This is a genomic window from Neptuniibacter sp. QD37_6 (genome assembly GCF_047778085.1).
In the GTDB taxonomy this organism is placed as follows: Bacteria; Pseudomonadota; Gammaproteobacteria; order Pseudomonadales; family Balneatricaceae; genus Neptuniibacter.
Genome location: NZ_CP180550.1, coordinates 1,673,614 through 1,686,680, shown reverse-complemented (window position 1 = coordinate 1,686,680; position 13,067 = coordinate 1,673,614). Strand labels below are relative to the sequence as shown.

At 42.6% G+C, this 13,067-nt stretch carries 14 protein-coding genes; 2 read left to right on the top strand and 12 right to left on the bottom strand.

The genetic code is table 11. From position 1 onward, the window contains the following. Positions 1-27 precede the first annotated feature (27 nt). Positions 28-99, bottom strand: a complete 72-nt coding sequence (gene pqqA, locus ACMXYO_RS07920) for a pyrroloquinoline quinone precursor peptide PqqA (RefSeq protein ID WP_003243383.1) — start codon at positions 97-99, stop codon at positions 28-30. A 237-nt stretch (positions 100-336) separates the two neighbouring features. On the opposite strand from pqqA, the gene ACMXYO_RS07915 reads away from it, so the two are divergent. After that, complete coding sequence (locus ACMXYO_RS07915; RefSeq protein WP_415887954.1) at positions 337-1,188, top strand: SDR family oxidoreductase; 852 nt, start codon at positions 337-339, stop codon at positions 1,186-1,188. A gap of 83 nt (positions 1,189-1,271) precedes the next feature. Here ACMXYO_RS07915 and ACMXYO_RS07910 read toward each other — a convergent pair whose 3' ends face one another. The 9 genes from ACMXYO_RS07910 to ACMXYO_RS07870 form a co-directional block, all read right to left on the bottom strand. Then, positions 1,272-3,164, bottom strand: a complete 1,893-nt coding sequence (locus tag ACMXYO_RS07910; protein WP_415887953.1) for a propionyl-CoA synthetase — start codon at positions 3,162-3,164, stop codon at positions 1,272-1,274. Positions 3,165-3,563: 399 nt separating this feature from the next. After that, positions 3,564-4,586, bottom strand: coding sequence for a UDP-N-acetylmuramate dehydrogenase (murB, locus tag ACMXYO_RS07905; RefSeq protein WP_415887952.1), 1,023 nt, complete (start codon positions 4,584-4,586; stop codon positions 3,564-3,566). Next, complete coding sequence (locus tag ACMXYO_RS07900; RefSeq protein WP_415887951.1) at positions 4,586-5,056, bottom strand: low molecular weight protein-tyrosine-phosphatase; 471 nt, start codon at positions 5,054-5,056, stop codon at positions 4,586-4,588. Before ACMXYO_RS07900 ends, murB begins: the two co-directional genes overlap by 1 nt. A 12-nt stretch (positions 5,057-5,068) precedes the next feature. Next, positions 5,069-5,827: a 3-deoxy-manno-octulosonate cytidylyltransferase gene (kdsB, locus tag ACMXYO_RS07895; RefSeq protein WP_415887950.1), complete on the bottom strand. Its 759-nt coding sequence runs from the start codon at positions 5,825-5,827 to the stop codon at positions 5,069-5,071. A 3-nt stretch (positions 5,828-5,830) separates the two neighbouring features. Beyond that, positions 5,831-6,016: a Trm112 family protein gene (locus tag ACMXYO_RS07890; protein WP_415881398.1), complete on the bottom strand. Its 186-nt coding sequence runs from the start codon at positions 6,014-6,016 to the stop codon at positions 5,831-5,833. Next, on the bottom strand, positions 6,009-7,022 hold the full coding sequence (gene lpxK / locus ACMXYO_RS07885; protein WP_415887949.1) for a tetraacyldisaccharide 4'-kinase: 1,014 nt from the start codon (positions 7,020-7,022) through the stop codon (positions 6,009-6,011). The genes ACMXYO_RS07890 and lpxK overlap by 8 nt, the downstream gene beginning before the upstream one ends. Beyond that, positions 7,019-7,438 carry an ExbD/TolR family protein gene (locus tag ACMXYO_RS07880; protein WP_415887948.1) on the bottom strand — a complete coding sequence of 140 codons (420 nt, stop codon included), beginning with the start codon at positions 7,436-7,438 and terminating at the stop codon, positions 7,019-7,021. The genes lpxK and ACMXYO_RS07880 overlap by 4 nt, the downstream gene beginning before the upstream one ends. A gap of 14 nt (positions 7,439-7,452) precedes the next feature. Next, the gene (locus ACMXYO_RS07875) at positions 7,453-8,073 is read right to left on the bottom strand and encodes a MotA/TolQ/ExbB proton channel family protein (protein WP_415887947.1); all 621 of its coding nucleotides are present in this window, start codon (positions 8,071-8,073) and stop codon (positions 7,453-7,455) included. A gap of 40 nt (positions 8,074-8,113) precedes the next feature. Continuing rightward, complete coding sequence (locus ACMXYO_RS07870) at positions 8,114-10,339, bottom strand: DNA internalization-related competence protein ComEC/Rec2 (protein WP_415887946.1); 2,226 nt, start codon at positions 10,337-10,339, stop codon at positions 8,114-8,116. Positions 10,340-10,436: 97 nt separating this feature from the next. Here ACMXYO_RS07870 and ACMXYO_RS07865 point away from each other — a divergent pair, with 97 nt between their 5' ends. Then, complete coding sequence (locus tag ACMXYO_RS07865) at positions 10,437-10,952, top strand: DUF2062 domain-containing protein (RefSeq protein WP_415887945.1); 516 nt, start codon at positions 10,437-10,439, stop codon at positions 10,950-10,952. Between the two features lie 33 nt (positions 10,953-10,985). On the opposite strand, the gene lolD is transcribed toward ACMXYO_RS07865, so the two are convergent. Both lolD and ACMXYO_RS07855 read right to left on the bottom strand, forming a co-directional pair. After that, positions 10,986-11,675: a lipoprotein-releasing ABC transporter ATP-binding protein LolD gene (gene lolD, locus ACMXYO_RS07860; RefSeq protein ID WP_415887944.1), complete on the bottom strand. Its 690-nt coding sequence runs from the start codon at positions 11,673-11,675 to the stop codon at positions 10,986-10,988. Further along, on the bottom strand, positions 11,668-12,912 hold the full coding sequence (locus tag ACMXYO_RS07855; protein WP_415887943.1) for a lipoprotein-releasing ABC transporter permease subunit: 1,245 nt from the start codon (positions 12,910-12,912) through the stop codon (positions 11,668-11,670). The genes lolD and ACMXYO_RS07855 overlap by 8 nt, the downstream gene beginning before the upstream one ends. Positions 12,913-13,067: the final 155 nt, after the last annotated feature.

Genomic DNA, 13,067 nt, shown 5'->3' with positions numbered 1-13,067 from the left:
ATTTAAAAATACGTAACAGCTTTGCTATTAACGGTTTGCGAAGTACATAGTAACTTCAAAACCGATACGCAAATCAGTGTAAGCAGGCTTAGTCCACATAATGCTTTTCCTCTGTTTTTTGTTATTGAAAGGTATGTACAGTCAGATAATAGGTAGGTCACGCTTTGACATGTATGGTACTTTGGAATTAATTCCGACCTTATTTAGGTTAGATGATAAAATGTATTTTTCAGGCAAAATTCACCATTAATATAAAAAACCATTAAAAATCATGAAGCTAAGCCCAAAAACAAGTTAGGATTAAAAATCAATTTACCTACTTCCTAAGAGTCATCTATGCATTCCATACTCATTACTGGCTGCTCATCTGGTATTGGATACTACTGCGCTAAAGAGCTACACGAAGCCGGTTTCAAAGTCTTTGCAACAGCCCGTAAACAAGAAGATGTTGAACGCTTAACAGCAGAGGGACTGAGAAGCATACAGTTAGACCTAAATGACAGCAATTCTATCGACGAAGCGCTTGAATGGGTTCTAAACCAAACAGATGGCAAACTAGATGCCCTTTTCAATAACGGTGCTTATGGCCAACCCGGCGCAGTTGAAGACTTAAGTAGAGACACTTTACGCGAGCAATTCGAGACCAACTTATTTGGTACGCACGAGCTAACCTGCAAAGTTCTCAAAATCATGCGTAAGCAAAACCATGGACGCATAATTCAAAATAGCTCGGTACTGGGCATTATCACAATGCAATTTCGAGGAGCATACAATGCCTCCAAATTTGCATTAGAAGGTCTGACTGACACGCTTAGACAGGAATTAGATGGTAGCAACATCCATATCAGTTTGATTGAGCCCGGCCCAATTGAAAGTCAATTTCGAACGAATGCATTTGCTGCTTTCAAGAAAAACATAGACAGAGAAAATAGCTTCCATAGAGACACCTATAATGCTGTGGAAGCTCGACTTGCTAAAACCAACAACGATTACAGCAAGGATCCTTTCACCTTGGGGCCTGAAGCAGTGTACAAAGCACTCTATCATGCCTTAACCAATACTAAGCCACGACCTCGCTATTATGTAACTACACCCACATGGCTCTTTGGTATTCTTAAACGCTTGCTACCAACCTGTGCTCTAGACTGGATTCTCAACAAAGTTTCTAAGTCAGAAACCAAGCAATGACCCTCGAAGCCTTCGCTCTAACAACAAAAAAGCCGTCTGAATATCAGACGGCTTTTTTAGTTTCTGGTGCTATCTAATTCTACTTAGATACCAACCAAACCATTTCTTTCCATTACCTCTTCCATAACAGACAAACTTGTCGGATCGTCGATAGTCGATGGAACAGCATAGTCTTCACCAGCAGAAATCTGGCGCATCAATTTACGTAAAATCTTACCAGAACGAGTTTTTGGTAAACGATCAACGACTACCGCACGCTTAAAGCAAGCCACAGCACCGATCTCTTTACGCACTAGCGCAACCAACTCAGCTTCAAGATCCGCTTCGTCAATTTCTACGCCGTTTTTAAGCAATACAAAGCCAATTGGCTGCTGACCTTTCAGTGGATCGTTTACACCAATGACAGCACATTCCGCTACAGCCTGGTGGCCCGCTACAATCTCTTCCATTTCACCGGTAGACAGACGATGGCCTGCAACGTTAATTACATCATCTGTACGACCCATGATGAAAACATAACCATCTTCATCTTTGTAGCCGCCATCGCCAGAACAGTAGTAACCCGGGTAATCTGATAGGTAGCTTGAACGATAACGCTCAAAATCACCCCAAACAGTTGGGAAACAGCTTGGTGGCAATGGAAGCTTAACAGCAATAGAGCCCTGCTCACCCGCTGGAAGCTCATTTCCTTCAGCATCTAAAATTTGCACATTGAAGCCAGAGATTGGCACTGTTGCAGAGCCCGCTTTTGGCGGCAGCGTTTCAATACCTGTCATATTGCCACAGATAGCCCAACCGGTTTCAGTCTGCCACCAATGGTCGATAACTGGCTTACCTGTCGTTTCCATAGTCCAGTGATAAGTCGGCGGATCAAGACGCTCACCCGCCATAAATACTGACTGTAGATTTGAAAGGTCGTAGTTTTTAACCAGCTCACCTTCTGGATCTTCTTTCTTAATCGCACGAAATGCAGTTGGAGCAGAGAAAAGCACTTTAGCTTTGTACTCTTCACATACTCGCCAGAATGCACCTGCATCCGGTGTACGCACAGGCTTACCTTCGTAAACAATCGTTGAGCAACCAGCCAGTAGAGGCCCATAAACAATATAAGAATGCCCTACTACCCAACCCACATCCGAAGCAGCCCAGAATACATCTCCAGCTTCTACATTGTAGATAGACTTCATTGAATATTTCATGGCCACGGCGTGACCGCCATTATCACGGACAACACCTTTCGGCTTACCTGTAGTACCCGAGGTATAAAGAATGTAAAGCGGATCAGTACCTTTTACTGGTACGCATTCAGCAGGCTCCGCTGACGCCATCGCTTCATTCCAATCAAGATCACGCCCCTCGACTAGAGAAGCCTCAACCTGCGGGCGCTGAAGAATGACACATGCATCTGGCTTGTGAGCTGATTTTTCAATAGCCTGATCAAGCATTGGCTTATATTCGATCACTTTAGCGATCTCAATACCGCAAGAAGCAGAAACAATCACTTTAGGCTCTGCATCATCGATACGAACAGCCAGCTCTTGAGGCGCAAAACCACCAAATACAACAGAATGAATGGCACCTAAACGTGCCACTGCAAGCATTGCAACAACCGCTTCAGGGATCATCGGCATATAGATAACTACACGATCACCCTTTTCAACGCCTTGAGATTTAAGAACACCTGCAAATTTAGCCACCTCATCTCTTAGCTCTAGGTAACTAATCTTACGCTTCTGACCTGTAACCGGGGAATCGTAGATGATCGCCGTATTATCAGCACGACCATTTTCCACATGGTAATCCAATGCAAGATAGGCAGTATTCATCTCGCCATCAGCAAACCAACGATCAACACCGTTTTCATCTTTAGATAGAATTTTTTCAGGCGCTTTAAACCATTTCAGATCTTGCGCCTTTTCATTCCAAAACTCTTCTGGCGCCTCTATAGACTTAGAATATTCTGCTCTATAAGTCATGCACTCTGGCCTCTTTCCCATAAGTTAACGAATTGTAGACACTGAAAGCGATTTTTATGGTTTCTTGTTATTAGCTTCCTTCTATGAGGAATTATTTATCGAAACACTATTTATTGTAGACACTTTCTCGAATGTGTAGACACACTTTAACTGAGAATATCTCTGTTTAATCTAATACAAAAGGCTGATACGCCTATTTACAAGCACAACACAGATCAATAAAAACTTAAAGAAATCAGTAAACACGCGGCAAACAAGGCGGATTGTCGACAATCTTGTTATTTAACACTAAAACTAAAGAATAATAACCACATACAAACCTGCAACCTAAATCGAAATGTATGCAAAGAAAAAGGCGACCCAATGGGTCGCCTTTTAAGAGATTCAAGAAAACTCAAACTAACAAGGATATATTCGAGGCTCTATATGCAGATCTATACCATACCGTTGCTTTACGGAAGCCTTTATATCTGACGCTAGGCCTAACAAACGATCGGCATCACCTTCCCCTAGATTGACCAACACTAGGGCTTGTTTATCGTATACTCCAACACCATCACCTTTATGCCCTTTCCAGCCCAACTGATCAATCAGCCAGCCTGCAGCAACTTTATGATGTTCTTCTCCCTCAGGATACCCAATAATATTTGCGAATTTAGCTTTTAGTGTGTCGAATTGCTCATTACTGATCACTGGGTTTTCGAAGAAACTACCGGCATTACCTATCACCGAAGGGACTGGAAGCTTAGTACTACGAATTTCGCAAACTGCAGTGTACACATCTAAGGCTGTTGGCTGACTAATACCCTTAGCAGCAAGGACATCAGCTAAACCACGGTATGCTAGTTGTGGAGTAAAAGTACTTGTTAAAGAAAATCTAACACTCCAAATAATATAGCGACCATGTTCTGAGGATTTAAAGATACTATCCCTATATCCAAACTGACACTCTTCACGATTAATCTGAACCAGCTCTTTATTATTGCGATCATAAGCCGTCAGACTGTGGAAGCAGTCTTTTAACTCAACCCCGTAAGCACCAATATTTTGTACAGGTGCCGCACCAACCAAACCTGGAATGAGTGCTAAGTTTTCTAGGCCATGCAGCCCCATTTCTAACAGACGACCAATAAATGAATGCCAGTTCTCACCAGCACCGACTTCGACTATTGTTTGATCACCATCATCAGCCAGCACCTTCACCCCGGTTATACCAACAGAGATAACTGCACCAGGAATTCGATCACGTAAAACTAGATTACTTCCACCGCCTAAAACCAATAGAGGCCAGTTATTAGCTTCAACGTCACCTAACGCAGATTCTAATTCTTCAACGGTTTGAACCTGCGTGTAATGCTCAGCAATAACTTTGAAACCAAAACTATTATGTGTCGTAAGGTCAGCTTCGTCCTGCCAAGCCATTAACTTAATTCCTTCCTAATGTGCTGTAGAAGACCGTCTGATGCTGACTCCACAAGATCCAAAACATGCTCAAAGCCGGCTTCACCATCATAGTATGGATCTGGAACATCAGCGGAGTTCATACCCGCATAATCCAAAAACAAACACAGCTTTCCTTGATAGTTAATGGGAGATATAGCTTGTAGATCCCGCAAGTTTTGAGTGTCCATAGCAAGAATATAATCAAACTGATCAAAATCAGCTGAAATTGCCTGACGAGCTCTTAAAGAGCTCAAATCATAACCACGTCGCCTAGCTGCTTTTGCAGAGCGAGAATCAGGTGGATTCCCCACGTGATAAGCAGCCGTTCCAGCCGAATCGATCTGAATATCACCAGCCAAACCTAGTTCTAAAACTTTTGCCTGAAAAACACCATGCGCGGTTGGTGAGCGACAAATATTTCCTAAACAGACAAATAGCACTTTTACCATGACAACTTACCTTTAGAACAACTTGCGCAAACGCTCTAGATCTTCTGGTGTATCTACGCCTGCCGGCGGTTGTTCATCAGCTTCAGCGACATGAATTCGAGCTCCATTCCACATAGCTCTAAGCTGCTCAAGACATTCTGTTTCTTCAATAGAAGCAGACGGCCACTTAACAAAATCGTTAAGTAATTTCACACGGTACGCATAAATTCCTATATGTCGCTGCCACGCAAAATCTTCTGGCATAACATCACGACCAGCTTCATCTGCAAAACTATTCCGAGGCCATGGAATTGGCGCACGACTAAAATATAGCGCCATACCCCTTACATCACTAACCACTTTCACAACATTCGGATTGAGCAAACTTTCGATATCTGCGATTGGCTCACTAAGCGTAGCAATACTAGCTTCAGGTTCAGCACGAAGGTTATGTGCAACCTGATTAATGATTCGAGCAGGTACTAACGGCTCATCACCTTGTACATTTACGACAATATCATCAGCGTAATAACCTAAGTCACTAACAACCTGTTGCAGGCGATCAGTGCCAGAAGGATGATCAGGTGATGTCATACAAACTTCAGCACCAAATGACTGGGCTACATCAGCGATTCGCTGATCATCAGTGGCAATAAGAACTCGATCCGCTTCACTTTCGCAGGCACGTTCATACACATGCTGCACCATTGGCTTGCCGTTAAGATCAGCTAACGGCTTACCCGGAAAGCGAGTCGATGCATATCGGGCCGGTATAATGACAGAAAAGCCCATAACTTAATCCTGCTCGCGCTCTTCTGCGGTTAGCTCACGCGCTTCAGTTTCAAGCAACACAGGGATATCGTCACGAATTGGATAAGCTAACCCACTCGCTTTAGAGAAAAGCTCATTAGTGCTCTCATTGTATTCCAAAGGCGTTTTGGCTACTGGGCATACCAGAATATCCAACAACTTCTTATCCATTTTGTGTTTTACCTTTATTAGCTATAGCAATCTTTAATTTATCTAGCAGTTGCATATAAAAACTCTCTGGCAACTGCGCTTTAATTTGTAAATACCAACAGTGCGACTGAGCGAACTCAGTAACTTTTACCGCATCTTTTTCGGTCATGATCACTGGGTAGTCATCACCAAACTGAATATCCTCAACAGTATAAAACGAATGATCGGGCTTAGCATGAGGAATAACAGTTACTTTGAGTTCTTGCTCAAGCGTATTAAAAAAACGCTGAGGATTACCAATCCCTGCAACAGCATGAACTTGTTTACCACTTAATGCAGCCAATGGTATCTCTTCATCCGTTAAGCAGTTTTTAAACGCTGTAGGTTGAAGGAACATCTCTTCTATCGTTATGGCTTCAGCAATCTTACTCTTCAATCGTCCATTACTGACAATCATATCAACACTGCAAAGCCGGTCAGGCTTCTCTCTTAGCGGACCTGCAGGCATTAATGCCCTATTCCCAAGGCCACGTTCGCCATCAATAACAACAATCTCAATGTCTCGATCTAATCGGTAATGCTGTAAACCATCATCACTAATAATGAGATCACATTCGTAATTATCTAGAAGGTATTGTGCCGCGCTAGGACGGTTAGGATCGATAATAACGGGGCATTGGCAACGCTGAGCCAACATAAAAGGCTCATCACCTGATAATTCTGGTGAATCTGTTGTAGTTACATTAAAAGGAAATTGACTCGCTTTGGATTTATAGCCGCGACTTATGATGCCAGGCTTATAACCTTCTCGCTTTAATCTCTCGACCAAACTGATCGTTAAAGGGGTCTTACCTGTACCACCTACACTGATGTTGCCAACAATAATGACAGGCACAGGAGCCAACCATGCTTGTTGCAAGTCAGCGCTCTTTTTTCTATTGGTCAGAAATTCATAAAGGGAGCTGAAGGGCTTTAAGACACAAGGCGCGGACTTTTCAGAATACCAGCGTCTTTCCAACCAACTCATTGAGCACCTGGCTCCTGAGTGGTAATACTTAACTTACTAAATCCTAGCAGCCCTGAAACATTCATAGCAGTCACAACTGCCTGATGTGGGGTTTTGGCATCCGCAGTAATAACTAATGGCATCTCTCGATCGTCACCGGCTAATTCCTGTAAAGCACGACGGAGTGTTTTCGCTTGCGTATTTACTAAGGCCTTTCCATTAACACTGTAGTGACCTTCATCAGTAATCAAGATCTCAAGCACTTCAATTTCTTTAACAACAGGCTTACCAGAAGCCTCAGGTAAATCAACATCAAGATGCGTTTCTTTGGTAAAGGTAGTAGAGACCATAAAAAAGATTAAGAGTAAAAACACCACATCAATTAATGGTGTTAGATTCACATTAACCTCTTCAACCCGTTGGCGGGGGAATTTCATGCGCTTACCTGCACCTATTCTACGTCGATGTCACGCTCACCGTGCATCACTTCAATAAGTTTTACTGTTTCCTGCTCCATAGTAATTACTAGAGAGTCAATTCGACGTTGGAAATAGCGATGAAATATAAGCGCAGGAATAGCAATCGTTAAACCTGCCGCTGTGGTGATAAGTGCTTCTGATATACCACCAGCAAGAAGGTTTGTATTTCCTGTACCGTGGATCATAATCTCAGTAAAAACCTTGATCATGCCTATTACTGTACCTAACAACCCTAACAAAGGAGTGATCGCAGCAATGGTACCAAGTGGGTTTAAAAAACGTTCTAAATCGTGAACAACTTGACCTGCAGCTTCCTGAATACTCTCTTTCATAATCTCTCGACCATGAGACGCATTATTTAAGCCTGCCACTAAAATCTGACCGAGAGGACTACTGCGTTTTAAATCTTTTAACCTTTCAGCTGTGATATTTCGCTGCTTTATTAAGGTCCAAACTTCAGCCAAAAGCCCTGGGGGCGCAACACGGTCGGAACGCAGGGTCCAAAAGCGCTCTAAACAGATCGCCAATGCTATAACCGAGCAGATAACGATTGGAATCATTATCCAACCACCAGATTGTAAAAGCTCAAACACAGTAATTTCTCCTTTGACTGCGCGTACTCTATCACAGAGATTAAAACGATCTCCAGAATCGTTTTGCATCCTCTCTCATTGTTATTGTTTTACACCCTTTTTTTGCATCAGCAATTAGCATAATGGCCCCATCTGCTGCTGTCTCATAAGTGTTAACACCTTTATCGATAAATCTTTTTACAACTTTCGAATGAGGATGCCCAAACGCATTCGCATACCCAGCACTAAAGATTACATTTGAAGGCTTAATTGACTTAATAAACGCAGAAGATGATGAAGTCTTACTTCCATGATGTGAAGCGACCAACCAATCAATGCTTGATTCAATCTTAGGAATTAGTTCTTGTTCTTTTTTTGCACTAATATCCCCTGGTAATAATAAACTACAATGTCGCGATTCAATCATTAACACACAGGAACGATCATTAGCATTCCCTCCCTTAGAGCCAGCCAGAAACGTAAACTTAACCCCATCTATTTCCCAGTTTTTATCAGCCACACAGAACTCTGAACCCGCATACCCGAAAGAAGTGATAACTGAACCAACTTTAATGGTATCCAATATTACTGAAGCACCACCCGCATGATCATTATCACTATGACTCAAAATAAGGTGATCAATTGTATCGATATTCTCGTTTTGAAAATGAGGAAGCACAGCCCTTTCAAATGCAGTCCCTCCCGAGCGATAAGATGGCCCCGTATCGTAAAGCAGCTGATACTCCCCCACCTGCACTCTAACTGCTAACCCTTGCCCAACATCGTAAACCCAAGCCTTAAAATCAGAACTAGTTTTGTTTAAGACACTCGACCCGACTATCGCAGGCATAAGCAGCACTAAAACCACCCATAAAGGGACTGACATTCGCACCAATAATAAACACGCGACAGTCAACGCAACCAATACCAAAACTAAAAAGCTTGGTGAATCTAGCTGCCAATAACCGAATTTAATTTCCTGATTCCACTCCAACAGCCACCAAAAGATATCCGACATACCTTTAAGCAAAGGAATAAACAGATCAATACCTAAAGTCGACAGTCCTAAATGGATAAACAACATCGGAACAAGCACAGAAAAAAATGGAATTGCTATTAAATTAAAAAAAGGTGCGATCACTGAAACACCAGAAAAATAGAGCAAATATAGAGGCAACATACCGATCATCAATAGCAATTGTAAATTCAAAACCATTCTCCAACCGCGTGAGAATTGAGAGATCCAGATCAGTAATGCTACCGCTGAGAAAGAGAGCCAAAAGCCTGGCTCAAACAAAGACATTGGGTTAAAAAAAAGAACAGTTACAATCGCAATCCACCATCTCGTCCAATGATCCAAATAGAACATTCGACTACCGGTGAACAATAAAACCGCCAGCATGATAAAAGCGCGTTGCGCTGGTATACCGACTCCAGATATCAAAAGGTAAAAAGCAGTTAAGGAGATTGCACCAATATAGGGATATTGATGCTGAAACCTGTAACCATAGAATAAAAATCCAGCCAACCGTCCAATCCACCAACCACAAAGCGCAATAAAACCAATGTGTAAGCCACTGATAACCGCAAGATGAACAGCGCCACTATGCTTTAATAAATCCCAATCTTCGGCTTCCAACATCGATTTTGTGCCCGTTGTTAAAGCTTGGAATAAAGCGATCGTTTGCTGGCTTTCAAACTGAGTTTGTACAGTAAGATTAATCCAGATACGGGCACGACTTATGAACGAATTTGTATCTGATAATACAATTACCGGACCGCGCACATATCCAGTTGCATCGACCCCTTTAGCTAACAACCAACGCTCATAATCAAAACCCGCTGGGTTAACTAAGCCATGAGGAGGCTTGAGCCGAACGGTAAGATCGACTCGATCTCCTAGAGCAATAGTTGAATCTGGGCCGTACCAAGAGAGACTCAGTCGCTGGAGATTTGTTTGATCATTAATGCTTAGCCCCTGAACCTCCTCAACATCCACTTTAAATCTCACAACATTATGTTGATACCGTGGTATATCAGAGACAACTCCCTGTATTTTCCAGTCTGTTCGTTTTAGTGATTCCGATAAGCGCTGATCAAGTTGCATTGCTCCCCAGAGATTCACATATAAAAAGCCAACTAGAAAGAGGCTCAAGTGTGATGATCTAGTTTGGGGAACTAAAATCAGTAGAGGTGCGATAACTGTCACAATAGCAATAGAAAATGTCGCTGGAAGTAATTGCGGCTGCAAGAGTGCCACCGCAAAACCCACAGCAATCGCGATCATCCTTGATCTCATGCTTTAGTTTCCTTGGCTTAACTGAACGTAAGGGGCATAATAAGCCCTCAACCCGTTTGCAAGCCCATAATAAGTAAATAAGAATATGCCGCGCAAACTTATAAAAAAATACATGCCCAACGAAGACAAGCTGAAACAGCACAAACATCTTAGCTGGCTCGGCAGTCATATCCACGAACCTAACCTTTGGCACCTTAATCGGAAGTCTGTTTCTCGTGCCTTTTTAGTGGGTTTGTTTTGCGCATTTTTGCCTATCCCAATGCAGATGATCGTTGCTGCTATTCTTGCAGTCATGATCAGAAGCAATCTACCGATTTCTGTAGGTTTAGTCTGGATCACCAATCCATTAACTATGCCGCCTATATTTTATTTCACATATCTTGTCGGAGACTTCCTGATTGGAGATCCAAATCAGCAAATTGATTTTGAAATGAGTATGGAGTTCATCCAAAACAGCTTGTCCTTGGTTTGGTGGCCCCTACTGTTTGGATCTGTAATTTGCGGGATAGTCTTCGGTATTCTCGGCTATCTAACAGTGCAGGGCTTCTGGGCTTGGCACGTCGGCAAAAGCTGGAAAGATAGAGCTAAACGCACAAAGTAAGCTAATAAAAAAATTTAAAAGGGTGACAATTTGTCACCCTTTTTCAATCAATTTCCCATCAATCAACTCTAATACCCTACCCGTTTTATGGGCTAACTCAGGATCATGAGTTACAAGCGCAAAAGCTATATCATATTCTTGATTAAGATTATCAATTAGCTCCTGAACACTTTGAGCTGTCGTTCGATCTAGATTACCCGTGGGTTCATCCATCAAAACTACAGCTGGTTTTCCAATCAACGCTCGCGCAATTGCCACACGCTGCCTTTCGCCACCACTTAGTTGAGCAGGTTTATGATCTAAGCGCTCACCCAATCCTACCGACTCAAGTACAGCTTTAGCTTGCTCGTTGACCTCAGCAATAGATTGCTCTCTCATCAACAAAGGCATTGAGGCATTTTCCAAAGCGGTAAATTCAGGAAGAAGATGATGAAACTGATATACGAAACCCAAGGTTTCATTCCTAACCTTCGCACGCTTAGCTTCGGAACCCGCGTGCAGATCATGACCGTTAATGATCACATTTCCCTTGGTAGGTTTATCTAAACCGCCAAGAATATTAAGCAGCGTGCTTTTACCAGAACCGGATGAGCCGATAATGGCTAGCTGCTCACCTTTATGGAGAGCAAAGTCCAAGTCCTTTAGGACTTCAACATCTCGGCCAGCATCGCTGTAGCTTTTGGAAACCCCTGCCGCCTGCAATACAATTTCTTGATTACTCATATCGTAGCGCCTCAGCAGGATCTGTTTTGGATGCTCTCCAAGCAGGGTAAATCGTTGCAAGGAAACTAATCATGAGTGCTGTGCCTGTAATGATGCCTACGTCAGGCCATTGTAAATCAGACGGAAATTTACTGATAAAGTAGACATTCGGATCTAAGAACTGAATCGCAAAAGTTGATTCAACCCAGCCGATGATATCAGCTACATTCAGCGCTAATGTAACACCTAAAACCGTACCCATAAGGGTTCCTAAAATACCGATCACCGTGCCTTGAACCATAAAGATACGCATAATTCTGCCTGGTGTTGCACCCAAGGTTCTAAGAATTGCGACATCAGCCTTTTTGTCTGTCACAACCATGACTAAGGTGGATACAATATTGAAAGCAGCCACAAGTACGATCAGAAATAATAGAAGACCAATCATCCGCTTCTCTAGCTGAATCGCTTGGAACAGATTTCCATGTGTACGCGTCCAATCGCTAGTTCGATAGTAACCCTGAAGACCAGCAGCAATCTCTCTGACAGCTTTAGGAGCATCAAATAAGTCGTCAAATTTGAGGCGAATACCATCTACGCCATCACCTAAGCGCTTAATTTTTGCAGCATCTTTAATATGGATATAAGCCAAATTCGCATCTAACTCAGCACCCACTTCAAAAATACCAACCACAGTAAACCTTTTTAATCGCGGAACTACGCCCGCAACACTGACAGACGCTTCCGGCAAAACCAGGGTAACTTTATCACCGACGTTAACGCCTAAGTAGCGAGCCAAAAGGTTTCCTAAAACGATCCCAAATCGCTGCTGATTCAAAACATCAAGTGTTCCTGATTGGATATGGTCGCCAAGAATTGAAACGTCAGCCTCTTCAGCTGGATCAATGCCATTGATAAGCGCTCCACGAACAACACCGCGACTGGTCAACATCCCCTGCGCTTGAATGAAGGGTGCAGCAGCAATCACACGAGGGTTTTGCTCCAGCGATTCCACCAGCACAGGCCACTCTTCAATAGATTTTCCATAACCACTGATTGATGCATGCGGGACCATACCGAGAATGCGCTGTTTCAACTCTCGATCGAAACCATTCATAACTGAAAGAACAATAATTAAAGCAGCAACACCTAACATCAACCCCAGCATAGAGGCTAAAGAGATAAAGGAGATGAAATGGTTATTGCGCTTAGCTGCTGTATAACGCAATCCAATAAATATAGATAAGGGCTTAAACATGTGGCGATTAAACCACATAAAATTATGCGTGTGAAACGATAAAAGACTGAACTTTTGGGATAACAACAAGTCTTAACTCACTGTTATTAAAACAATAGTTACTATAAAAACTTTACATTTCAAACCAGTAAAACAAATCATTCATAGGTGCTTTT

Excerpts from the sequence above, each read along its gene's own strand:
- ACMXYO_RS07915 (WP_415887954.1), top strand. The coding sequence starts at position 337 with ATGCATTCCATACTCATTACTGGCTGCTCATCTGGTATTGGATACTAC.
- ACMXYO_RS07910 (WP_415887953.1), bottom strand. The coding sequence starts at position 3,164 with ATGACTTATAGAGCAGAATATTCTAAGTCTATAGAGGCGCCAGAAGAG.
- murB (WP_415887952.1), bottom strand. The coding sequence starts at position 4,586 with ATGGCTTGGCAGGACGAAGCTGACCTTACGACACATAATAGTTTTGGT.
- ACMXYO_RS07900 (WP_415887951.1), bottom strand. The coding sequence starts at position 5,056 with ATGGTAAAAGTGCTATTTGTCTGTTTAGGAAATATTTGTCGCTCACCA.
- kdsB (WP_415887950.1), bottom strand. The coding sequence starts at position 5,827 with ATGGGCTTTTCTGTCATTATACCGGCCCGATATGCATCGACTCGCTTT.
- ACMXYO_RS07890 (WP_415881398.1), bottom strand. The coding sequence starts at position 6,016 with ATGGATAAGAAGTTGTTGGATATTCTGGTATGCCCAGTAGCCAAAACG.
- lpxK (WP_415887949.1), bottom strand. The coding sequence starts at position 7,022 with ATGAGTTGGTTGGAAAGACGCTGGTATTCTGAAAAGTCCGCGCCTTGT.
- ACMXYO_RS07880 (WP_415887948.1), bottom strand. The coding sequence starts at position 7,438 with ATGAAATTCCCCCGCCAACGGGTTGAAGAGGTTAATGTGAATCTAACA.
- ACMXYO_RS07870 (WP_415887946.1), bottom strand. The coding sequence starts at position 10,339 with ATGATCGCGATTGCTGTGGGTTTTGCGGTGGCACTCTTGCAGCCGCAA.
- ACMXYO_RS07865 (WP_415887945.1), top strand. The coding sequence starts at position 10,437 with ATGCCGCGCAAACTTATAAAAAAATACATGCCCAACGAAGACAAGCTG.
- lolD (WP_415887944.1), bottom strand. The coding sequence starts at position 11,675 with ATGAGTAATCAAGAAATTGTATTGCAGGCGGCAGGGGTTTCCAAAAGC.
- ACMXYO_RS07855 (WP_415887943.1), bottom strand. The coding sequence starts at position 12,912 with ATGTTTAAGCCCTTATCTATATTTATTGGATTGCGTTATACAGCAGCT.